The 21,045-nt window shown below is 69.0% G+C and carries 18 protein-coding genes and 4 pseudogenes; 15 read left to right on the top strand and 7 right to left on the bottom strand.

Annotated elements, in window-relative coordinates; translation table 11 throughout:
• The first annotated feature begins 568 nt into the window (after positions 1-568).
• On the top strand, positions 569-1,057 hold the full coding sequence (locus ACFY01_RS46025; protein WP_390741766.1) for a relaxase domain-containing protein: 489 nt from the start codon (positions 569-571) through the stop codon (positions 1,055-1,057).
• A 19-nt stretch (positions 1,058-1,076) separates the two neighbouring features.
• On the opposite strand, the gene ACFY01_RS46020 is transcribed toward ACFY01_RS46025, so the two are convergent.
• A complete protein-coding gene (locus ACFY01_RS46020; RefSeq protein WP_390741765.1) occupies positions 1,077-1,505 on the bottom strand; it encodes a hypothetical protein in 429 nt (142 codons plus the stop codon).
• Between the two features lie 845 nt (positions 1,506-2,350).
• Between ACFY01_RS46020 and ACFY01_RS46015 the strand changes: the two genes are divergently transcribed.
• Positions 2,351-4,372 carry a LodA/GoxA family CTQ-dependent oxidase gene (locus ACFY01_RS46015; RefSeq protein ID WP_390741764.1) on the top strand — a complete coding sequence of 674 codons (2,022 nt, stop codon included), beginning with the start codon at positions 2,351-2,353 and terminating at the stop codon, positions 4,370-4,372.
• Positions 4,369-5,565 (top strand): NAD(P)/FAD-dependent oxidoreductase, encoded by a 1,197-nt coding sequence (locus tag ACFY01_RS46010; RefSeq protein WP_390741763.1) that lies wholly within the window; start codon positions 4,369-4,371, stop codon positions 5,563-5,565. The genes ACFY01_RS46015 and ACFY01_RS46010 overlap by 4 nt, the downstream gene beginning before the upstream one ends.
• Before the next feature lie 255 nt (positions 5,566-5,820).
• On the opposite strand, the gene ACFY01_RS46005 is transcribed toward ACFY01_RS46010, so the two are convergent.
• Both ACFY01_RS46005 and ACFY01_RS46000 read right to left on the bottom strand, forming a co-directional pair.
• A complete protein-coding gene (locus ACFY01_RS46005) occupies positions 5,821-6,252 on the bottom strand; it encodes a hypothetical protein (RefSeq protein ID WP_390741762.1) in 432 nt (143 codons plus the stop codon).
• A 289-nt stretch (positions 6,253-6,541) separates the two neighbouring features.
• Positions 6,542-7,405: a LysR family transcriptional regulator gene (locus ACFY01_RS46000; protein ID WP_390741761.1), complete on the bottom strand. Its 864-nt coding sequence runs from the start codon at positions 7,403-7,405 to the stop codon at positions 6,542-6,544.
• Positions 7,406-7,497: 92 nt separating this feature from the next.
• Between ACFY01_RS46000 and ACFY01_RS45995 the strand changes: the two genes are divergently transcribed.
• The 4 genes and pseudogenes from ACFY01_RS45995 (at position 7,498) to ACFY01_RS45980 (ending at position 10,168) form a co-directional block, all read left to right on the top strand.
• Positions 7,498-8,235 (top strand): SDR family oxidoreductase, encoded by a 738-nt coding sequence (locus ACFY01_RS45995; RefSeq protein ID WP_390741760.1) that lies wholly within the window; start codon positions 7,498-7,500, stop codon positions 8,233-8,235.
• Positions 8,236-8,587: 352 nt separating this feature from the next.
• A complete protein-coding gene (locus ACFY01_RS45990; RefSeq protein ID WP_390741759.1) occupies positions 8,588-8,890 on the top strand; it encodes a hypothetical protein in 303 nt (100 codons plus the stop codon).
• A gap of 94 nt (positions 8,891-8,984) precedes the next feature.
• Positions 8,985-9,305: pseudogene (locus ACFY01_RS45985) on the top strand (RICIN domain-containing protein); the annotation flags it as partial.
• Positions 9,306-9,451: 146 nt separating this feature from the next.
• Entirely contained in the window at positions 9,452-10,168 is a 717-nt protein-coding gene (locus ACFY01_RS45980) for a hypothetical protein (RefSeq protein ID WP_390741758.1), read from the top strand.
• 37 nt (positions 10,169-10,205) lie between these two features.
• Here the strand turns inward: ACFY01_RS45980 and ACFY01_RS45975 are convergent, their stop codons facing one another.
• Positions 10,206-10,463, bottom strand: coding sequence for a glycoside hydrolase family 16 protein (locus ACFY01_RS45975; protein WP_390741757.1), 258 nt, complete (start codon positions 10,461-10,463; stop codon positions 10,206-10,208).
• Positions 10,464-10,832: 369 nt separating this feature from the next.
• Between ACFY01_RS45975 and ACFY01_RS45970 the strand changes: the two genes are divergently transcribed.
• The 4 genes and pseudogenes from ACFY01_RS45970 to ACFY01_RS45955 all read left to right on the top strand — a co-directional run bounded on the left by ACFY01_RS45970 (position 10,833) and on the right by ACFY01_RS45955 (position 15,260).
• Positions 10,833-11,474, top strand: coding sequence for a hypothetical protein (locus ACFY01_RS45970; RefSeq protein WP_390741756.1), 642 nt, complete (start codon positions 10,833-10,835; stop codon positions 11,472-11,474).
• A 692-nt stretch (positions 11,475-12,166) separates the two neighbouring features.
• A pseudogene (locus ACFY01_RS45965) lies at positions 12,167-13,182 on the top strand (transposase); the annotation flags it as partial.
• Between the two features lie 22 nt (positions 13,183-13,204).
• A pseudogene (locus ACFY01_RS45960) lies at positions 13,205-14,051 on the top strand (IS110 family transposase); the annotation flags it as partial.
• Positions 14,052-14,357: 306 nt separating this feature from the next.
• Positions 14,358-15,260, top strand: a complete 903-nt coding sequence (locus ACFY01_RS45955; RefSeq protein ID WP_390741755.1) for an expansin EXLX1 family cellulose-binding protein — start codon at positions 14,358-14,360, stop codon at positions 15,258-15,260.
• An 84-nt stretch (positions 15,261-15,344) separates the two neighbouring features.
• Here the strand turns inward: ACFY01_RS45955 and ACFY01_RS45950 are convergent.
• A pseudogene (locus ACFY01_RS45950) lies at positions 15,345-15,554 on the bottom strand (IS110 family transposase); the annotation flags it as partial.
• Positions 15,555-15,845: 291 nt separating this feature from the next.
• Between ACFY01_RS45950 and ACFY01_RS45945 the strand changes: the two are divergent.
• Both ACFY01_RS45945 and ACFY01_RS45940 read left to right on the top strand, forming a co-directional pair.
• Positions 15,846-17,453: an RICIN domain-containing protein gene (locus ACFY01_RS45945; protein ID WP_390741754.1), complete on the top strand. Its 1,608-nt coding sequence runs from the start codon at positions 15,846-15,848 to the stop codon at positions 17,451-17,453.
• Positions 17,454-17,787: 334 nt separating this feature from the next.
• Positions 17,788-17,994, top strand: coding sequence for a hypothetical protein (locus ACFY01_RS45940; protein WP_390741753.1), 207 nt, complete (start codon positions 17,788-17,790; stop codon positions 17,992-17,994).
• Between the two features lie 271 nt (positions 17,995-18,265).
• Here the strand turns inward: ACFY01_RS45940 and ACFY01_RS45935 are convergent, their stop codons facing one another.
• Positions 18,266-18,982 carry an SDR family oxidoreductase gene (locus ACFY01_RS45935; protein ID WP_390741752.1) on the bottom strand — a complete coding sequence of 239 codons (717 nt, stop codon included), beginning with the start codon at positions 18,980-18,982 and terminating at the stop codon, positions 18,266-18,268.
• A 71-nt stretch (positions 18,983-19,053) separates the two neighbouring features.
• Here ACFY01_RS45935 and ACFY01_RS45930 point away from each other — a divergent pair, with 71 nt between their 5' ends.
• Both ACFY01_RS45930 and ACFY01_RS45925 read left to right on the top strand, forming a co-directional pair.
• On the top strand, positions 19,054-19,869 hold the full coding sequence (locus tag ACFY01_RS45930) for a helix-turn-helix transcriptional regulator (protein WP_390741751.1): 816 nt from the start codon (positions 19,054-19,056) through the stop codon (positions 19,867-19,869).
• A 133-nt stretch (positions 19,870-20,002) separates the two neighbouring features.
• Positions 20,003-20,146 carry a hypothetical protein gene (locus tag ACFY01_RS45925; protein ID WP_390741750.1) on the top strand — a complete coding sequence of 48 codons (144 nt, stop codon included), beginning with the start codon at positions 20,003-20,005 and terminating at the stop codon, positions 20,144-20,146.
• A gap of 75 nt (positions 20,147-20,221) precedes the next feature.
• On the opposite strand, the gene ACFY01_RS45920 is transcribed toward ACFY01_RS45925, so the two are convergent.
• A complete protein-coding gene (locus tag ACFY01_RS45920; RefSeq protein WP_390741749.1) occupies positions 20,222-20,671 on the bottom strand; it encodes a hypothetical protein in 450 nt (149 codons plus the stop codon).
• Positions 20,672-21,045 lie beyond the last annotated feature (374 nt).

The raw sequence follows: 21,045 nt of genomic DNA, 5'->3' as shown, positions 1-21,045 counted from the left end.
TGGCGCGGGGTCAAGGTGCTTGTGAGTTTCCGTTTCGAGCGGGTCGCCGACGCGCACGGGCTGCTCGAGGGCGGTCACCTCCCGGGCACGCTCGCCCACACGGTCTTACCCGGTGGGGGGGCCTCGCGTCCGCGAGGCCCCACTGAGGTGTCCTCTGAGTCCCCACGGGCCGGCTCCGGCCTTTCGTCTCAACGAACCGAGTCGACCTGTCTCATCCAACTCAGTCCACGCAGGTCACCGTCATGCGGACGCCTAACTTCATTGAGACAGGACAGCAGATCCGCAGCAGAACTCTCTGAGAGAGAAGCGTGGAGGCGTAGATCGCCAGGCTGTGAAGCACACGCTGCACAGATAGTCTGCGGATCCCGGGTGCCCGGCAGATGGCCGAAGTCCCTGGTTGGCCAGCTCCGTTGCTCTTGGCCGGAGAGCGATGACATTGGCTGGCCAGCTGAGGCCGCTTCCCGCCTGGCCGGCACCGGCGAAGAAAGTTGCTCCGCTGCTCCCGCCTGGCGGGACGTACCGCTGATCGGTCTTTTCTTGCAGGTCAAAGCCGTGTGGCGTGGTCTGCATGACAGTGGATATCGGGATCATCCGAGCCGGTCAGATGTACCGGTACTACCTGCGCGAGACCGTTGTCGGTGACGGCCGGCGCCCGGCCCGCACGCCGCTGCGCGAGGCCCAGGAGCAAGCCGGTGTCCCGGTCGGACGATGGATGGGGCGCGGCCTGGCCGTGCTCGGACTGTCGCCTGGCGAGGAAGTCACCGAGGCGCAGCTGCGGAACCTGTTCGACGAGCGGGGCCGGCACCCGTACGCGGACCGGATCGAGGCAGACCTGCTCGCCAAGGGCGCGTCCCCGAAGAAGGCGTTCAAGGCCGACGCCCTCGGTCGCCGAGTGACGGTCACGGGCGTCGACTTCGTCTTCCGGCCACAGCCCACGATCTACCTGCTGTGGGCGCTGGGGGATGAGGAGACCCGGCGGGTAATCGTGGCCGCGCACGAGCGCGCAATCGAGCGGGTGCTGGAGTGGATCGAGGCTGGGACGGCACCTCCGTCGTGATCGCAGGGGCCGGGTCGGACTATTCCGTCGGCGTCTTTGACACACCCTCATGTTCCTGGGTCAGGACCAGGCTGCTGGTCGGCTCGATCCTCCTGGGGGAGACCACCGCGCCTGAGGGCCGGAACCCCTTGGCCCTCAGGCGCGGTGGCAGCCGGTCAGACGGGGAATGCCTTGCCGTTGTCGGCCAGGTCGCGAAGGTACTGCGTCGGGCGGAGCTACTCGCCGTACCGGCCGGAACCTGCTCTCGCAGGGCGGTCGCCGCGGCCTGTCCCTTGGCCAAGAGGTAGTAGTCCTTGCGGGCGTTGGCACTGCTCTCGTTGACCCGAAGCATCTTGATGTGCTTGCGGGAAGCCAGCAGGACCAAGGCGTTGTCGGGACGCTCATACGCCCCGTAGAGATACTTGGCCATCGGATAGCGATGCAGTGACGGCGCCTTCCCGCCGATCATGCCTGCTACCAAGGACAGCGCTGGAACGTCACGCGCACGAATGAATCATGTGCGGAGAGTACTGAATGACAACACTGGGGTCGCCCTTGATCAAGCCCTACCGCCGAAGAAGACGACTTGGGCCGCAAGACAGCCGTTCCAGGCCTCACGGCATCATCGGATCCGACAGGGTGCCCCCCATTAGCAGCTTTAGACGGCACCTGAAAGGCCAGTTTCGGAGTGTGTGCGGTCGTTGTTGGTCAGGGTGGGTGAGACCGTGGTCGGGGGTGTGGTCGGTTGTTCGGCATTTCTGAACTTTCGCCGTGATTGCTGGTGAGGGCGGTTGACGGACTGGCGCCGGGTGGAGCCCTGCTCCGGAGCCTTCCCGCACCTCGCCCGCGGTTGTTGTTGCGGGACGTCACGGGTGAGCTCAGACTTGTCGCGGAGGACGAGCCTCCGGTACGCGCGCGCCGCCGTACCGTGCCGGCTTTCGCCCTGACGCGCGAGGGCGTTCTCCTCGACCAGGTCCACCTCCATGGCCGAGGTCACGGCGGCCGGAAGCTCGAGGCAGGTCTTGGCGAGGAGGCCGTCGATGAGGCGGGGCGGTACGGCATTTTCGTGCACGCCGGGTCCTCACCGGCGCGGTGAGCTGATCGAGACCGCGTCCGGTGACTTCCGCCGGCGATCTCCTCAGGTGCGGCCACACACCTCCGACCGGGGCGAACTCGCGTGCGCACGGCAGCTGTTGCTAGGAGGTCAATGATGATCGGCCGTCGATCAGCCCCGTCGGAGTGTGACCCCCGGGCGGAATTGCACGTCTTACGTTCGAGACCGCATCCCGACGGCCCCCAACGGAAGGTTCTTCGATGGACAGTCAGATCGTGAAGGTGAAGATTCACCCCGCCATCGGTGTCGCCCGGGTCGGCAACAGTCTCGAAGCACCCTTCATCGGCCCGGAATCACCGGACCAGAAACCAGCGGACCCCGGCTTCTACAAGGACGGTTCCGGGGCGCTCCGCAGGCAGGCCGCACGGTTCCGTGTGTACGGCTACAACGCCGCGGGGGAGGTGGTGAGGGAGCTGAAGCCGGGCGCCGAGGGTGTCTCCGAGATCCAGTGGACGGTGCATCTGGCCAACAAGAAGGCCGCCTGGTACCAGTTCCATCTGGCGCTGGACATACCCGAGGGCCAGACGCTCGCGGCAGAGCAATACGCTCTGCGCAACGCCGACGTCGTGGGCGCCGAGAGGAAGAAGCTGGTCAACGACCCCGGAAGCCGCACCGTCCGCGGCTCGAAGACCGAGACGCAGAAGTTCGACACCGGCAAGATCATGGGCAAGGCGGTGTACCTCGGCGAGATCTCCACCCGTTCCGACGGCCGCCTGCTGGTGCTCGGTGGCCGGGGAAACTCCGCCTCCTACGATAACCAGCCGATCACCGGGGTCGCCAACAACAACACCTGGTACGACGACGTGTCCGACGGCCCGGTGACGGCAACGGTCCGTATCGACGGCAAGGATCTGACCGCCGCCCCGGCCTGGGTCGTGGTCGGGCCTCCGCACTACGCCCCCGGCGTGAAGTCCATACGTACCCTCCACGACCTGCTCTTCGACGTCTTCGTCCAGGCCGGTTCGCTGACCCGCCCGCAGAAGATCTCGTTCACCGATCACATCGAGCCGATCCTCCGCCGGTTCTGCGATCTGCAGTGGGTCAACCAGGGATTCGCGGCACAGTTCGGCTGGAACGGCCCCCACTTCTTCCTCTCGCCTGCCATGCGGAAGAGGCTCGCCGATCCGTCCGGCCGGAACCGGGAACTGCGCCGCCAGACATACGCCGCCCTGCGCGACTACGACCGGGACGGAAAGTCCCCACTGCCGTGGCCGTGGATCTACGGCGATGCCATGGCCAGCACGCCCAAGTCCGTGCGTCAGCACCTGGTGCTGTCGCCGACCCAGGACTGGATGCTGCAGCGCTGGGCGGACGGGGCTTTCCTGGCCGGACCCCTGCGGCAGCCGCGCCCCACGGTCGACGACGCCCCTGTCGGCGAGCAGCCGGGGCTGTTGGACCGGGCGGCCCTGGAGAACTGCGCCGCCGACGCGTTCCACCCGGGGTGCGAGGTCACCTGGCCGATCAGGCACCCGAGCATGTTCAGTGAACCCTTCCGCATCCTGCACCGCGCCACCGGCACCGCGGAACCCGACTACGGGCCCACCCTCACCCCGCAGGAGGCGGTCGCCGCCAACGGGCCCCTGCGCGCACAGGGGCCCGGAGACCTCACTCGCTGGATGGCCGCCCCCTGGCAGGCGGACACCGCGAGCTGCCGTTCCGGCTATGAGGTGCTGGCCAACCTGGGGCCCCGGTACAGCCCTTACCTGCCGACCTTCTGGCCTGCCCAGGTACCCAACCATGTCCTCAAGCTGGAGGACTTCGAGAAGGTCAACACGCCGTCGACCGGGAGCGACGACAGCGCCCGGGAAGAGGCGTTCGAGCGGCGGGCGACCTGGCTGCGCGGCCTCGACGGCACCATGAACCAGCAGCGCACACAGATGATCAAGGACTGGCCCAAGCTCGGCATCGTCGAGGTGCGCGACTACACAGTGGGCGACGGGAAGTTCCCGGAACGGATCCTGGTGGAGTCACGCCCGGGACAACCGCTCGACCAGGCACCGGACACGGCGAACCTCGTCAACCTGCACATGCCCGAGGCGGGTCCGCACGTGTTGTCCGCGGCGGCGGGCATCCGGCCCGAGGGAAGGCTCTCCCCCGAAACCGCCGAGGCCGAGTCCGCGGCACGGGTCATCGGCGAGGCCGCCCGGGCGACCGGCTACCGCGAGGAGGAGATCACCGCCGGATATCTCGAGATACTCGACCCCTTCCGCGACGCGCGATGAGCGCCGCACTCGCTCCCGGCACGGACACCTACGACGTCGTGGTGGCGGGCGGCGGCCCGGCCGGCTGCGCCGCCGCGCTCGTGCTCGCCCGTGCCGGCCGTACGGTTCTGCTGGCGGACGCCGGCACCGGGCCGCCCAAGGTCGGCGAGACGCTCGTGCCCGCTGGGCGGGTACTGCTCGGCGACCTCGGCGTCGCCGACCGTGTTCTCGACTCGGGGCATCTGCCCTGCTACGGCAGCCTTTCGGCGTGGGGTTCGGCCGACCTGCACGCCGTGGACTTCATCAACGACCCGCACGGCCATGGCTGGCACCTCGACCGGCGGTTGTTCGACCGGAGTCTGCGCGACGCCTCGCGCGCGGCGGGGGCCGAGGTCGCCGAGGGCTCGGCCGTACGCGACACCGCGCGGACGCCGGACGGCGGCTGGACCCTGGTCCTGCGCGGCGGTACCGGCCCTCCCGGTACCCGGTCCGGTGGCGAACGTACGGTGCGCTGCCGCTGGGTGATCGACGCCACCGGCCGCGCCGCCGCGATCGCCGTCCGCTGCGGGGCCCGGCGGCGGGTCGAGGACCGGCTCACAGCTCTGTACATGCCCCTGGAGGCGGACCCGCTGGACACCGACCGCCGTTCCCTCGTCGAGTCCGACGAGGACGGCTGGTGGTACACCGCCCCGCAGCCCTCCGGCGGGCGACTGGTCGCCTACTTCACCGACGCCGACCTGCCCGCCGCCTCCCACACCGCACGCCACTTCCGCCGACGGATGACGGCCACCCGCCACGTGTCCCGATGGATCCACCGGGACGGACCCCCGCCCACATCACCTGCCGCGCCCCGCCGGGCCGCCGCGCACACAGCGCACCTGGACACGGTGTACGGAGACGGCTGGACCGCCGCCGGGGACGCGGCGGTCGCGTTCGACCCGCTCTCCTCCCAGGGCGTGCTGACCGCTCTCTACACCGGGCTGGGCGCGGGACTGGCCGTCGACACCCGCCTGGGGCGCGCCCCCTACGGCGCGGACTCGGCCCTCGCCGCATACGCGGACAAGGTCGCGGCCGCACGGAGCGCGTATCTGCGCGGCCGCCGTGTCATCCACGCCCAGGAGGCCCGCTGGACCGACCGCTCCTTCTGGGCGCGGCGCCTGGCCGACCTCCCCGACTCGTCCTGCCGACCGCAGGAAGGGCCCAGCAGATCATGAACAGGGAACGGCACCGAGTCGTCGCCGAGATCGGCTGGACCGTGCCGCAGCGAGGGCACTCGGGCTGGACGGCGCCTTCCGGCCGACGCCGACCGAGCGCGGCACCCCGGGTGTCGTCGGGGTGCCGCGCTCGGTCGCCGCGTGCCGCGGCACAGGCGATGGAGCTTCGATGGACAACGGTGCGGATGTCCCGTGTCAACGAGCTTGACCAGTCTCAACGAAATTTGATCGGTGCTCGAGGGGCCGGTCCGCGGATCAACGAAGTCGTCGGAGTCGCTCTTCCGGCCCCGCGGGGCCGGTGGCCCCGGCCCGCGCGGCGGCTGCCGCCTCCAGCAGGGACCAGCCGTCGATCTCCACCACCCGCCGCCCCTCCGGCTGCCACCCGCGGGCGGATGCCACGTCGAGCAGGGCTCGGACGGCGCCAGGTTCGTGCGGGTTCAGGGAGGCACCCCTCACGTATCCCACGTCTCCAGAACCCAGGGGAGCCCCGCCCGGGACGTACCGGCCCGGACCCTCGGTGAAGACGATGCGCAGTGGGCCGCCAGTGCTGGCTGGCTGCGGGTACAGCGTGAGGGTCTCGCAGCAGGACCGTCCGCTGTCCGCCACCGTGTGGCTGTGACGGAGCGTCCACAGATACGTGCGCCCGTCGGCAATCAGCCGACGGGGATTGTTCGTACGGCGCGGCATGGAACCGAGGGTACGCAGCCTGATCCACAAGCCCCTAGCGGTGGCCAAACTTCGATGAGGCGAACAGGACGGTCGTCAAACTTCGGTGAGACCGGTCAAGGCCCGATGAGACACAACAGCGGCACTCGCCCTGTCCCGTCTCATGCGGTCCGGTCCCTGTCTCACACGATCTGGTTCGATTCGCTCGCTGTCCCAGATGATGGGGTCCCGTGGGTCTGCTTCTCCGGTCCCGCAGACCTCGGTGGTGCCTGAGCCGTCCCGAGTGGTGGCCGGTGGGGGCAGGACCTGGTCATAGCCGTGCGGCCGTACGGACCAGGCCGGCCAGGGTGAGGGAGCGGCTGTGCGCGGGCCAGGCGATGTGGGTCACGACGGAAGGTGCGTCGGTCAAGGGGACGGCTGTGTGCTCGGCCCACAGCCAGGAGCGGGCGGAGTCGGGGACGACCGCCACGGTGCGTCCGAGGGCGATCAGCTGGGCCAGTTGTGTCTGGTTGTGGATCTCGGGGCCAGGGCCGGGTGCGTAGGTGCCGTGGGTGGGCCAGCGGGCGAGCGGCAGATCGGGGACATCTCTGACATCGGCCAGGGACAAGGTCTCGCGGGCGGCGAGGGGGTGCCCGGCCGGTAGGACGGCGATCTGCCCCTCGGTCGTCAGTGCCTCGCTGTCGAAGCCGGCGAGGGAGTTCCACGGCGTGTGCATGAGCGCGACATCGGCGCGTCCGTCGCGCAGCAGCTCTTCCTGCTCGCAGATGCCGCACGGTAGCACCTCGATCTCGGCACTGTCGGGCTCGGCCGCGTAGGCGTCGAGAAGTTTCCGCAGCAGTTCGTGGGACGCGGCGGCTTTCACCGCGAGGACCAGCCGACCGCGGGGGCCGCCAGGGTTGTCGGCACCGCCGGCGCGCCGGGTGCGGCGAGCGGCGGCGACGGTCGCGTCGAGGGCCGCCCGGCCCTCGTGCAGCAGCACCTCTCCGGCACCGGTCAGGCGGACACCACGGCGGTTGCGTTGCAGCAGGCAGACCCCGAGGCGCCGTTCGAGCTGCTGGATCGCCCGCGACAGCGGCGGCTGGGCCATGCCGAGGCGCTCGGCGGCGCGCCCGAAGTGCAGTTCCTCGGCGACGGCCACGAAGTACCTCAACTCGCGGGTCTCCAGGGTGTCCACGGCCGCAGCATACGTGGTGATACCTGGCGGGTATGACAGGACACCGGATCGGTGTTGGCCGCGCCACTCGTCCGCGAGCCACCATCATCAGCATGAGCGAAACGATGATCGCGCTGGTGACCGGCGCGAACAAGGGCATCGGGTACGAGATCGCGGCCGGGCTGGGCAGCCTCGGGTACCGCGTGGGTGTGGGGGCCCGCGACGAGACCCGACGCGAAACCGCCGTCGGAAAACTGCGCGCCCTCGGCGTGGACGCGTTCGGGGTACCGCTGGACGTGACCGAGGACCGGAGCGTCACCGATGCCGCGGAACTGGTCGAACGGCTGGCCGGGCGCCTGGACGCCCTGGTCAACAATGCCGGCATCTCGGGCGAGATGGGCCCGGGGTGGGAGCAGGACCCGACCGCGCTCGACCTGGAGGTGCTCCGCACGGTCGTGGATACCAATGTCATGGGTGTCGTCCGGGTGACCAACGCGATGCTGCCGCTGCTGCGGCGCTCGGCCTCGCCACGCATCGTCAACGTCTCCAGCAGCGTCGGCTCCCTGACCCGGCAGGCGGACCCGGACATCGAGATCGGCCCGATCATGGCGGCCTACGCGCCGTCGAAGTCGTTCCTCAACGCCCTCACCGTGCAGTACGCCCGGCAGTTCACCGGAACGAACATCCTCATCAACGCCGCCTGCCCGGGCCTGGTCGCCACTGACTTCACAGGCTTCCACGGACCCCGCACTCCTGAACAGGGCGCGGCCACAGCGATCCGGCTCGCCACACTGCCCGACGGCGGCCCGAGCGGTTCGTTCTTCGAGGACAACGGCGTCGTCCCCTGGTAATCACGAACTGCCCTGAGCCGACGAAGCCCCGGCGGGTCCACGAAACGGCGCGGACGCACCGGATCAGATGAGACAGCAGGAGGCATCCTTGCTGCACGAGCAGCAGACCGGCCTCGGTCGGGCAGCAACGGGTTCGGGCGAGTCGCTGCCCACACGCTGCAACGGGACAGCCGGTTGTCCGCAACGGCATGGTGCTTGCTGCTCTGCTGCAACGGAACGGTTCACCCGCTGCTCCCGGGGTTGCGACAGCGAGTCTGCGCAGTCGTTTCGCCGCCGCGCGGCGCTTCGCCGAGGACCTGTCGTCAAGCTGCACAACCGCCTCGTCCAACGTCAACACCGCGTACGCCTTCCCATGAGATCTACTCGAACGCAACGCTACGCGATTCAACTGACACTGAACGGCGGGCGACGCGTTCGCGCACCGTGCGGCCATAAGAAAAGACGTTGCGAGATCGCCCGCCTCAGCGCCGAACTCCTCGACCGCCGCGCCGACCGCTTCCCGGCCCCAACCAGGGCCATCGCCCAGGGCTTCTTCGACCCCGCCCCGATCGACCCGCTCGATTTCGCTCTCCACCGCGTACTCGACGGTGTCCAGCTGCTCATCGACCGGGCGGCGACGACACTCGGACCACCAGCCGACCGCTCCGACCCGTGACGGCCGACGTTCAGTGACGCACCAGGTGGCAGAGAAGGGGCAGGTCTCCGAGGCACTCGAAAAAGCCCAACTCACAGGGGCACTCATCTCCTCGGGCCCCCAGGCCCAGCAGTTCCGGCTCGCCTCGACCGACAGCGGATACCGGCGCATCTGCGTACGCCCGAGCCCGCAGCAGGTCATCGACGTGACCGACGTGTCCGGCGCCGACAGCGCATCGCTGCAACTGTGGGCGTACACGGGCGGCCAGAACCAGCAGTGGCTCCCCGTGAAGGAAGCCGCCGGACGCTACCACTTCACCGCCCGCCATGGCGGCAAGTGCCTGACCGTGGCGGCCACCGCCACGAACAGTACGCAGCTCACCCAGCGCACGTGCGACGGCTCGGCCGCACAGAGCTTCACGGCGACCGCCGCCTGACCCGACGCCGCGCCGGGCGCCGGGCGCGGTGGCGGGGGAGCGCCGTACTCCGGGGTACAAGCTGGAGGTGCCAGGTGGCCTGCACCGGATGAGGGACGCGGGCCTTCTGGCGCTGTCGGCGGCGGCGAGGGGAAGGATCAGTCGGTATGGCACGGACGCGTGCGGAGGCGAGCACCAGGCATCCCCGGCACGAACGCAGGGGCGAGGTACGGCTGCCCGCAGTCGTCGCGACGCTCACCGCGATCGCCCTGTACCTGTTCCTGCCGGAGCAGCTGCTCGTCGCCCCGCGCTACGTGCTGCCCGCCCTGGAGTGCCTGCTGCTCGTCCCGCTGGTCGCGATCAACCCCAGGCGCCTGACCCGGCAGACGAAGACGTTCCGGGTGCTGTCCCTCACCCTCGTGGGCATCATCGCCGTCAGCAACCTGGTGGCGCTGGTCATCCTGGTCCACGAGCTGGTCTACGCCGGGGTGAAGGACGGCCGGTCCTTGCTGGTGGCGGCGCTGCAGGTGTGGCTGACCAACATCATCGTCTTCGGCCTGGCCTACTGGGAGCTGGACCGCGGCGGCCCGGTCAGCCGCACCCAGCTGCCCCGCTCGGCGCTGCCGCTGGCGGACTTCCGCTTCTCCCAGGACGAGAACGACGACGCCATCCAGGAAGTGGCCGACGGCGCCAGCGGCACGTCGGACTGGGTCCCCACCCTCATGGACTACCTCTACGTCTCCGTCACGAACTCCACGGCGTTCAGCCCGACCGACACGATGCCCCTGTCGACCCGCGCAAAGCTGTTGATGAGCATCCAGAGCGTCTCGGCCCTGTTCACCTCGCTCCTGGTGATCGCGCGGGCCGTCAGCATCCTGCACTGACCGCCCGGTCGGCGGGTGGCGAGGGCGCGGCGAGGTGCTACGCCCGGCCCTCGCCGTACAAGCGCACGTAGTCCACCGTCATCGTCGCGGGGGAGGGCGTGGAGCCGTCGGGAGGGCCGGGCCAGTCGCCTCCGACGGCGACGTTGAGCAGGAGGCGCAGGTCCTGTTCGAAGACCCAGTCCTGCGGCCGGGGCAGCTTCGACGGGGTCAGCGTGAAGTACGTCCTTCCGTCGACGGACCAGGTGACGCGGTGCGGCTGCTTGTCGACGGCGTACTCGTGGAAGTGGCCCGGCATTGCGCCGGACCGGGCGGCGGCCGGACCTCTGATCAGCGTCTGTGACGGCACCCCTCGGGCCCGGTGAGCACCACCCCCCTGGTCATCTGCTCGACAGGGGGCAACAGTCATGCCGGGCCCGGAGGCCAGCGGCCCTCTTGCAGGACCACGAAGAACGTAACGGGGGGCGGACATCAGTGTGGCCCACACGCGCACGGGGGCGGCCGCCAGGGTGAGGAGGGCCCCGGCGCACGGCGGGGGCGGACCGATCGGTGACATTCGGGACGGATCCGTAGCAAGCCCGCGGGCAACGCATGCGGCCGCCGACGGGTCGTACAGGGGGCGAGGGCACAAGCCCCGCGCATCCGCCCGGGCAACCGGGCACGACCGATGGGGGAGACCATGCAGATCCGCGCCCGAAGCACCCGTACCACCCTGGCCGGCCTGGCCGCGCTGGCGGCCGTGGCCGGCCTCGCCGCAGCCGCCGTCCCGGCCGCCGCGGCTGGCCGGGACGCCTCCGACACGCCCCGGTTCCTGGAGCCGGCCGAGCTGCCGCCGTACCCGTCCTCGCCCTGGTACGCGGGCCCTGTCACCGCCGGGCAGCCCGACCCGCTGCCGATGTGCGTGGGCGAGGCGCTGCCGTCCATCACCTCGCACCGCGAGTACTGGACGGAGTACGACACCAACGCCCAGCAGCTCACGGTCGAGGGGCGCAGCGAGCAGTGGTCTAAGGAGTTCGCCGCCCTGCTGCGCAAGGACCTCGCCGGCTGCGCGAAGACGCTGATGCGGCAGGACCCCGACATCATGGCGACGCAGAAGTCCTACGGCCACCTGAACGTTGAGGAGGGCGCCGACGTCTACGGCATCCACACCGCCTCCGCCCAGGGTTCCTCCGACATCAACCTGTTCTCGGTCGGCCGCGACGGCGCCACCGTCACGGTCGTCCGCTGGGGGCGGATGGGCACCTTCAAGGACGCACAGGTGGCGGACTTCAAGGCCACGACCGTCACGGCGGTGAACAAGCTGTACTGACCGGCTCAGCGCCCTGGGGGCCGGCCGTCGGGGCCGCCGGCTAAGGGCTGGCAGAGAATCAAGGTGTTGCTTTGGGAAACGTTCCTCGTCGGGGCCTAAGCCCTGTCCGATGGGTCGTGTGCCGGGTGGGTGGCCTAGTGTTTGATGCCGGACGGGGGGATCGCTTGTCGAGGTACACAGCCGAAGCCGAAGCCGGGATGAAAGGGCTCACCTTCCCTGCCTGGCAAGGACCCCACTACGTCTAAGGCGAACTGGGCCTCGATCGCCGGCGCGCAGATCACGTAACCTGCGGCAGACGCTGAACAGTCCCGGCTTCCGTCCCCCGTTATGTTTTCCGCGGTCCTGCAAGAGGGCCGCTGGCCTCCGGGTCCGGCATGACTGTTCCCCCCTGTCGAGACGGATGACCTGGGGGTGGTGTCACCGGGCCTGGGAGGCGCCGTTGGAGACGCTGATGAGAGGTTCGACTACCGCCTGGCCTGGCGCGATGCCTGGCCGCTTGCGGGCGGCAGGCCTGCATAGCGTGGATGCGCGCATACGACGCCAACGCCTTGGCCAGCACCGCACGAACCCTGTGAGGGAGGATGGGTTGGACGACATCGACGACGTGGGCGTCTTCCTCGGCCTGGACGTCGGCAAGAGCGCCCATCACGGGCACGGGCTGACACCGGCCGGGAAGAAGGTCTTCGACAAGCACCGGCAAGCGGCAAGTGTTCGCGATCAACCCGTTGGCCGCCGCCCGCTACCGCGACCGGCACTCCGTCTCGCGCAAGAAGTCCGACCCCGGCGACGCCCTGGTGCTCGCGAACATCCTGCGGACCGACATGCACGCCCACCGGCCACTGCCCACCGACAGCGACCTCGGCCGCGCCATCGCCGTCCTCGCCCGTGCTCAGCAGGACTCACTCTGGAACCGCCAGTAGCTGTCCAACCAGCTCCGCTCACTGCTGCGCGAGTACTACCCGTCCGCCCTGGCAGCCTTCGAACCCTGGCGCAACGGTTTGTGTCGGCCGGAGGCCCGCGAGCTTCTGAAGGTGGCCCCGACGCCGACCCGGGCCGCGCGGCTGACCCGCACACAGCTGGAGGCCGCGCTCAAGCGAGCCGGTCGCAAGTGGGGCATCACGGCCGAGGCCAAGCGGCTCCGTGGCGTCTTCCGTGCCGACTATGCTCACCAGCCGCCGCTGGTCGAGGACGCGCTGGGCAAGCAAATGCTCGCGCTCCTGGTCCAGTTGGAGGCTGCTTGCACCGCTGCCGACGACCTCGCCGAGGCGGTCGAAGAAGCTTTCCCTCGGCACCCGGACGCTGAGATCATCCTCAGTTCCCCGGCCTCGGCGTCCAGCTCGGTGCCCGGGTGCTCGCCGAGATCGGAGACGACAAGGCCCGCTTCGCGGACGCCCGCGGTCTGAAGGCATACGCCGGTGCCTCGCCCATCACCCGGGCCTCCGGCAAGAAGTCGAGCATCACCAGGCGGTGGGTGAAGAACGACCGGCTCAACCACGCCGGCTATCTTTGGGCCTTTGCCGCCATCACGGCCTCGCCCGGCGTAAAGGCTCACTACCGGCGCCGCCGCGACGACCACGGAGACTGGCACGCAGCCGCCCAGCGCAACCTCTTCAACCGCATGCTCGGCCAGCTCTACTACTGCCTCCAGCACCACACGCTGTTCGACGAACACACAGCCTTTCCTACCGCTATCGCCGCAGCTGCTTGACACGTTGAGCGCCTGAGGTGTCTTCCTGCCCGGTTTGTCCATGCGGCGGATCGCCGATCTCTACCCGGGCGAGGCGAAGACCGACGCGAGGACGCCGCGGTGATCGCGGACGCCGCACGGACCATGCCGCACACCCTGCGCTCGTTGGAACTGACCGACGAGATCACCGCCGAGCTGACCGTGCTGGTGGGCTTCGACCAGGATCTCGCGGCCGAGGCGACCCGCACCTCCAACCGGATGCGCGGCCTGCTCACCCAGTTCCCCCCAGCCTGGAGCGCGTCCTGGGCCCGCGCCTGGACCACGCCGCCGTGACCTGGCTGCTGGAACGCTACGGATCCCCAGCAGCCCTGCGGAACGCCGGACGGCGCAAGCTGGTTGAGGTGATCCGGCCCAAGGCTCCGCGCATGGCCCAGCGATTGATCGACGAGGTGTTCGATGCGCTCTACGAGCAGACCGTCGTGGTCCCGGGCGCCGGTACCCCCGACCTCGTGATCCCCTCCCTGGCTCGTTCGCTCGCAGCCGTCCACGAACAGCGCGGGGCCCTGGAAGCACAGATCGGACAGCTGCTGGAGGCTCACCCTCTTTCGGCGGTCCTGACCTCGATTCCGGGGGTCGCGGTCAGGACCGCCGCCACCTTGCTGGTCACCGTCGGCGACGGCACCAGCTTCCCCACCGCCGCCCACCTGGCCTCCTACGCCGGTCTTGCCCCGACGACCAAGTCGTCCGGGACCTCGATCCACGGCGAATACGCGCCACGAGGCGGCAACCGGCAACTGAAACGCGCGATGTTCCTGTCCGCGTTCGCCGCACTGCACGACCCCGCCACCCGCACCTACTTCGATCGATGCCGGACCCGTGGAAAGACCCACCGAAAGACATAGAGGCACCCCCCGTGCCGGGGGATGGAACCCGTTGGACCATCAGCGCGGCCTGAAGGGTGCTCACCGAGGACCTCGACAGTCAGCCGCGCCCGTGGAGTGCTGCCCGTGACCTGGCCCTTCCGCGTGAGGGATGGCCAGGGAGTCGAAGAAAAAAATCACCTTCCCGGCAACCTTTTCGAGTGCGGTGGCCACTGAGGAGCGAACCATCGGTTTTTATCTCCGGAACGGACGGACATGAGCACAGTGAGGCAGGTTGCGCGGCAGCGCAGGCGCAGGCGCAGAATGATGTGGGGCATGCTGGCATTGGTCGCCGCGAGCGTGGTCGTCTGCCTGGTGATGGCGCTGCTGCCCGACGACAAGTCCGACGCGAAGTCGGCGTCGAGCACGACTGTCGCTGCCGGCGAAGCGGACTTGGGGCAGCCGCTGTCCACCCCGTCCGTGAAGGCGAAGGCGTCTCCGAGTCCGTCGGCGTCCCGGAGCGCGGCCGCCTCTTCGAAGCCGTCCAGGACAACCGTCAAGAAGAAGCCCGCACCGGCCAGGAGCACGCGTCCGGCGAACGCCGGGTCCGGCACGGCCTCGCTCGCCGGACGCATCAAGCCGGGCACCGACTACCAGGGTGCCGCCACCGCGTACGAGGCCGGCGTCGGGGACGGCGCCTGTGGGTTCGGTCCCAGCCCCGACATGATGATCGGGGCGATGAACACCACCGACTACGAGACGGCCAGGGCCTGCGGGGCGTACGTGCATGTCCGGGCGGCGAACGGCCGCTCCGTCACCGTCCGGATCACCAACGAGTGCCCGCTGCCCTGTGCGCCCGGACAGATCGATCTCAGCCAGCAGGCGTTCTCCCAGCTCGGTGACCTCCATCTCGGCCGGATCGCGATCACCTGGAACCTGGTCAGCCCCGGCAGTCCCGGCACGCTCTCGGTCCGCTACAAGACCGGCTCCAGCCAGTACTGGTGCGGCATCCAGGTCCTCAACCACCGCAATCCGGTGGCGGCGCTGGAGGTCAGTACCTCGGGAGGCTGGCGCCAGTTGGACCGCACCACCTACAACTATTTCCTCTCTGCCGACGGCACCGGCTGCGGCAGCGCGATCAGGATCACCGACATCTACGGGCAGCGGCTGACTGTGAAGGGCATCGCGATCCGGCCGAACGTCGTGCAGCCCACCAGCGTCCAGTTCGCCCAGCACTAACCCACGCCACGACGGGGCGGAGGTGGCCGGACTACCGCGGGCGGACGGCGGCAACGTCTTCATCGGGGACCCCTGTGACTTTGGTCAAGGGGTGATCGGGGTTGGTGGTTGGTAGAAGGTGCCGTCGCGGAGCATCGCGAAGAACACGTCCGCTCGGCGTCGGGCGAGGCAGAGGAGGGTCTGGGTGTGGCACCTTCCCTGGGCGATCTTCTTGTCGTAGTAGGTGCGGGTGCCCGGGTCGGCCAGCGAAACGAACGCGGAGAGGAAGAAGGCCCGCTTGATCTGCCTGTTTCCGACGTCTTTATCGACGGCGTCGGCGCCGTCACGGGCGCCCGTCGGTTCCGCTACGCCTGGCCGGCCAAAAAAAGTTTGTGGATCTTCGGGCGCGCGGCAACCTTTCCGGCCGCCCGGACCACTCAGTGTTGCCCGGCCAGGTGGTCCGGTCAGATGCAACGCCTGAAAGTGAGCACAGACATGTCCCATCGCCCACCCAAGTCGACCGACTCAACCGTCGCGGTGAGACGAAAAGCGGCACATCGTGGCCGACGGCTGATCGCGCGGCGGAGTGTCTGGGCGGCCGTCGTCATGGCTGTCGTGGGCGGCGCCGTCGTCGTGGTCAACAGCGCATCGGCCCAACCCGTGGATCCGAAGGCGTGGTACGTGCTGGTCAACCACAACAGCGGCAAGGTGCTGGACGGCCGTGTCTCCGCCACGAACGACGGGGCGGCGGTGGTGCAGGGGAACCGTCACGGCGGGGCCAACCAGCAGTGGCGGTTCATCGATGCCGGTGACGGCTACTACCGGCTGCAGAACCGGAACTCCGGCAAGGTGCTGGACGACTACCACTGGTCGAAGAGCAACGGTTCCGACCTCGTCCAGTGGAGCGACCGGAAAGGCTCCAACCAGGAGTTCAAGCTGGCGAAGTCGCCGGACGGCTACGTACGTATGATCAACCGCTTCAGCGGCAAGGCCGTCGAGGTCCACAACGCCTCGAAGGCCGACGGTGAACACGTAGTCCAGGACCGCGACCGGGGCGGCGCCGAGCAGCAGTGGAAACTCGTCCCGGCCGGGAACACGGGAAGCACCGGCACGCCCCCCGCGACGGGCGGCTCCTCGGCGAAACGCTTCATGGGCAGTAGCACGGTGCTCATCGGCGGCTCGATGTCCGACGCCTCGGCGAACGCCGCGCCGTTCGACGCGCGGTACGCCTATGTGCACAGCCGGCCCGCGCCCTCGTCGGCCTACTACTCGGCATCGCGTTGCCAGGACGGGTGGTCGAACTGGTGGGGCTGCTGGAACGGCAGCACCACGGCGCCCGGCACTTACGTGACCTGGCGGGACGGCGAGGTGGCCAAGGCGACGTACAAGGGCCGCCCGCGTCCGCAGAAGATGCTCTGGACCTGGTACTCGTTGCGCGACCTCGGGGATCTGGCAGGCCAGGGCGACGGTCCGGGCGAGGTCCAGGCCATTGACCGGGTGGACCTGCTCACCCGGTACATGAATGACTACCGTTTCTTCCTCCAGAAGATCGGGACGTCGCGCGACATGATCGACCTCGAACCCGACTTCTGGGGGTACGTCCGGTCGCTCGGCAATCCGCACAAGGTTGCCGCGCAGGTCACGGCCGCGAATCCGAAGGACTGCGGATCCCAGGAGAACAGCGCCGCCGGACTCTCCCGCTGCCTGATCTCGATGGCGCACAAGTACGCGACGCACACCGCCGTGGGGCTCCACCTCACCTGCTGGGACTGGCAGAACAACATTCAGGCATGCGTCAAGGACTACGCGAGCCTCGGGGCGCAGGACGCCGACTTCCTGGTCAGCGATGTGTCGGACCGCGACGCTGGCTGGTACGCACAGTCGGCCCACGGCGGCCGTAACACCTTCTGGACCGGGCAGAAAGCCGCCGACTCGATGAGGTTCTACAAGACGATGGTTGAGTCCGTGGGCAAGCCGGTCGTCCTGTGGCAGATCCCCGTGGGCAACATGACGCAGAACAACACCCTCAACCATTACAAGGACGACAAGGTGGACTGGCTCTTCGCCCACATGGACCAGGTGGCGAAGGCCCATGTCGCGGGCCTGATGTTCGGTCCGGGGCAGCAGGAACAGACCTCGGTCGAGACCGACGGCGGAAACCTGATCAGCAAGACCATCGCCTACCACAACTCGGGTGGTACTGCGCTGAAGTAGGCGATGAGACGCCGCACAGGAGAGGTGACCCAGCCGACGCACGGCCGGGGCACCTCGAGGCGGTAAGTACCTCCGAAGGACATCCGGTCTCGCTTATACCAGTCCGTCTCAGCCCCAGCGGGGTGTCGGTCCCGGTTCGCCGAGGTCCTGGCCGGCGGGGTCGTCGGTAACGGATCTGCTGGATGAATCACGGAACCGCACTGGAGTGTTAGGGGACCATCCCGCACGCGCGGGGAGCACGGCTTCGTCAACCGCAACGGATGCCCGACCTTGGGACCATCCCCGCACCCGCGGGGATGGTCCCATCGCCGTCGAAGGCGCGGACAAGGACGACGTGACCGCTTTCTCCGGGAAGGACACGCGCTTGAAGGTTCGTGCCCTGCACGACCGCGGCTTCCCTCGCGAAGTCATCGACGTCTTCAGCGCTCGCGAGCTGTACACCCTTGGCAAACTTGAGCGTCTGGGTGCGCAGCATGACGAGGAGTTCGACCTGGAGGAACTGCACGGCCGCTCATCGACCACAACGCCCCTCCCGCTTTAGGCCCCCGGGTGCCGATTATGCAGCTCTGCTGTAGTGGTGTCAGCGGAACGCGGGGCAGGCATATCACAGATCGTGTCAAACCCGGGTCTTTGGCGGTGTTTCGTCCGATTCCCGACCCGGGGCTTTCGTCAGGTTCAACGGACTGACCACAGGAAGACGTCTGCGACTGGAGTCCGGCCTGGTAGGTGGTCGCGGTCCTTGGACCGCCGCTCTGGGAATACGCTTCTTGGGGCGTGTGAGTCAGTGCCGTCGCCTGGGATCTCAGCGCCGCTCACCAGGGCACGGGCGTTCCGTCCCAGGAGAAGAAGCCACCGGTGGGGCCGTCGTCTGGCAGCAGGGCCAGGCGGGCGGCTGCCTGGGCGGCCTCGGCCGGGTCGTCGCCGGCAGCGGCGGCCAGGGGGTTGAGGTCGGTGGCCCGCATGCCGGGGGCGAGCGCGTTGACCTTGAAGCCGTCCTCGGCCAGCGTCTGGGCGTATAGGACGGTGAGGGCGTTGAGGGCGGCCTTGGACGACCGGTAGGCGGCGGCGCCACCGCTTCCCGGGGTGAACTGGGGGTTGGGGTTCGTGCTCCAGGTCAGCGATGCGGTGCCGCTGGAGATGTTGACGATGCGCGGATGCGGGGACCGGCGCAGGGCGGGCAGGAAGGCATTGGTCACCGCCACCGCTCCGAAGACGTTGGTCTCGTATGTGCGCCGGAACTCCTCGACGCTCGTGTCGGCCGGCGGGGCGAGTGACGGTGAGATCCCGGCGTTGTTGACCAGCACATCCAGACGGTGCACCTGGGTCGCGGCCCGTGCGATGCCGTCAAGATCTGTCACGTCGAGGACCAGCAGGCGGGCGCCTGCACCGATCTCCTCGACGGCTCGCTGTCCGAGCCCGCGGTTGCGTGAGCCCACGTACACGGTGAGGCCCTCGGCGGCGAGGAGCCTGGCGACGTGCTTGCCGATGCCCTTGTTGGCACCGGTGACAAGAGCTGTGCGATCGTTCATGGCAACTACCGTCCCCTGGCTGTGGGCGCCCTGCCAGGGACAACCTGTACCAGGCAGTGAGAGGAGGCGGCATGGCACGGCAGGAGCTGGCCCGCTTCCTGAGGGACCGCCGGGCGGGTCTGCGTCCACACGAGATCGGCCTGACGGCGACGGGCACCGATCGCCGGACACCAGGCCTGCGCCGCGAAGAGGTGGCGGAACTCGCCCACATGTCGGTCGACTACTACACGCGGCTGGAGCAGGCCCGGGGCCCGCGGCCGTCCACCCGGATCCTGGACGCGCTGTCCCAGGCACTACGGCTCACGCCGGCCGAGCGCAGCCACCTGTTCCGCCTGGCGGGATCGAGCGCGCCGCCCGGCATCAGCGCCGTGCGGCGGGTACGCCCGCATGTGGCCCGGATGCTGGAGCGGTTGCCGGAGACCGGTGCCATCGTCACTGACGCGGCGTACGGAGTCGTCGCCTGGAACCCCCTGGCCCGGGCACTGCTCGGCGGCGATCTCGGAGGCGGGAGGACGAACCTGGCCCGGCGCCGCTTCCTTGGCCAGGGGCGGATGTACGAGAGCTCCAGCGCTGAGGAGTTCGGGCACATTGTGGTGGCGCGGCTGCGACGGGCCGCCGGCCGCTACCCGCATGACCCGCAGCTGACCGCTCTGCTGGCCGAACTGCACGCCGGCAGCGAGGAGTTCCGACAGATATGGCAAACGCGTCCGGTCCACGCCCCCGGGCACCGCACCAAGATCCTCGATCACCCGGAGACCGGCACGCTGCGGTTGAACTGTGACGTCTTGCTCGTGCCCGAGGATGACCAGGAAGTCGTCCTGATCACGGCCGACCCCGGATCACCTGCCGCGCGGACCCTGCACAGGCTGGCCAGGCAGGCGACCTGAAACATCAAACTGGCACAGGCCTCGCCAGCGGTTACAGAGCGTCGCAACTACATGATCACTGGGGCCTGTGCCCACCTCTCGGCAAGGGCAGCGACTCTTGCCCCTGGTGGAGTTGGTGGGGTCGGGTCGGCACGTGCAGTTCTTCTCCCAGCGGTACTCGCCGGCGACGCTCCACAACAACCCGCCCACGCTGTACTTCACCGACGAGAGCGGGGCCCGCTGGTCCTTGGACGCGCGCGGGCACCTGCTGGAGACGGATCAGCAGCCGGGTATGTAGCCGGACAAGTTGGTGCCCCGCCGTGGAGAACAGCGGGGCCTCATGCCGGGCACCACCGGGCGCGTTCAGCGTGGGTCAGCAGGCGTCGTACTTCCAGTCGCCGCCCTCGCGCGCCCACGGCTGCGCCTGCTGGTCGAACTTGGGCAGGCCCACCCCGTATGAGACGCGGGCGAGGTCACCGGACATCTGGTCGACCTTGAACCGCTTCACATCCTGCTTGCCGTAGTCACCGACGGCGCGAGCGGTCAGCGCCGCCATGGCATCGGGCGTGATCTTCTTCTTGCAGCGCGCGGACAGCATGCCGTACGCCGTCTTCGGCTTGTCGGCGAAATAGACGGCGGTGTATGTCCGTACGGCCTGCTCGAGGGCGGCGGCGTCGGCTGGCGCCGGGGTGGTGCTCGGCTGCGCGCTGGTGGCTGTGGCGGTGGCTGGCGAGTCGGGCTTGTGGTCGCTGGACGAGGAGCAGGCGGCGGTGAGCGCGAGGAGCGCGGCGGCGAGTGTGATGGTCGTGGCGCGGGTGCGCATTGGTCCCCCTGTGTGTGGTGTGACGGGGGCATGCTGCCATAGGTAGGCCCCGCCGCGACGGGGGATGCGCGGTGGGGCCGTAGTCGAGTGTGGCAGACCGTTCAGTAGCCGCGCTCGCGGCGGATCTGCTCGTAGGCCTCCTCAATCCGCGGATCCGGCTGATCCGACGGCGCCAGGATCCCCGCAGCGACGGCCACGCGTACCCAGCCCTGCACGGCGCGCCGACGAACTGGCCCCGTCCTCAGAGGCTTCGACCGGGGCTTCGAAGACTGAGCCGTAGGCCTCAGCCAGCGCCCCGCCACTCGATCAACCGGTTGGTCAGCTCCACCGTGGCGAGGTACCACCAGAAGATCCAGTCCAGGAACGCTTCGTCG

This window comes from Streptomyces sp. NPDC001480 (assembly GCF_042894725.1).
Taxonomy (GTDB): domain Bacteria; phylum Actinomycetota; class Actinomycetes; order Streptomycetales; family Streptomycetaceae; genus Streptomyces.
The sequence above is the reverse complement of the archived record's forward strand: the minus strand, read 5'-3'. Positions and strand labels throughout refer to the sequence as shown.

Coding starts and splice junctions, on each gene's coding strand:
- ACFY01_RS46025 (WP_390741766.1), top strand. CDS start 569: ATGACAGTGGATATCGGGATCATCCGAGCCGGTCAGATGTACCGGTAC.
- ACFY01_RS46020 (WP_390741765.1), bottom strand. CDS start 1,505: ATGATCGGCGGGAAGGCGCCGTCACTGCATCGCTATCCGATGGCCAAG.
- ACFY01_RS46015 (WP_390741764.1), top strand. CDS start 2,351: ATGGACAGTCAGATCGTGAAGGTGAAGATTCACCCCGCCATCGGTGTC.
- ACFY01_RS46010 (WP_390741763.1), top strand. CDS start 4,369: ATGAGCGCCGCACTCGCTCCCGGCACGGACACCTACGACGTCGTGGTG.
- ACFY01_RS46005 (WP_390741762.1), bottom strand. CDS start 6,252: ATGCCGCGCCGTACGAACAATCCCCGTCGGCTGATTGCCGACGGGCGC.
- ACFY01_RS45995 (WP_390741760.1), top strand. CDS start 7,498: ATGAGCGAAACGATGATCGCGCTGGTGACCGGCGCGAACAAGGGCATC.
- ACFY01_RS45990 (WP_390741759.1), top strand. CDS start 8,588: ATGAGATCTACTCGAACGCAACGCTACGCGATTCAACTGACACTGAAC.
- ACFY01_RS45980 (WP_390741758.1), top strand. CDS start 9,452: ATGGCACGGACGCGTGCGGAGGCGAGCACCAGGCATCCCCGGCACGAA.
- ACFY01_RS45975 (WP_390741757.1), bottom strand. CDS start 10,463: ATGCCGGGCCACTTCCACGAGTACGCCGTCGACAAGCAGCCGCACCGC.
- ACFY01_RS45970 (WP_390741756.1), top strand. CDS start 10,833: ATGGGGGAGACCATGCAGATCCGCGCCCGAAGCACCCGTACCACCCTG.
- ACFY01_RS45955 (WP_390741755.1), top strand. CDS start 14,358: ATGCTGGCATTGGTCGCCGCGAGCGTGGTCGTCTGCCTGGTGATGGCG.
- ACFY01_RS45945 (WP_390741754.1), top strand. CDS start 15,846: ATGGCTGTCGTGGGCGGCGCCGTCGTCGTGGTCAACAGCGCATCGGCC.
- ACFY01_RS45935 (WP_390741752.1), bottom strand. CDS start 18,982: ATGAACGATCGCACAGCTCTTGTCACCGGTGCCAACAAGGGCATCGGC.
- ACFY01_RS45930 (WP_390741751.1), top strand. CDS start 19,054: ATGGCACGGCAGGAGCTGGCCCGCTTCCTGAGGGACCGCCGGGCGGGT.
- ACFY01_RS45920 (WP_390741749.1), bottom strand. CDS start 20,671: ATGCGCACCCGCGCCACGACCATCACACTCGCCGCCGCGCTCCTCGCG.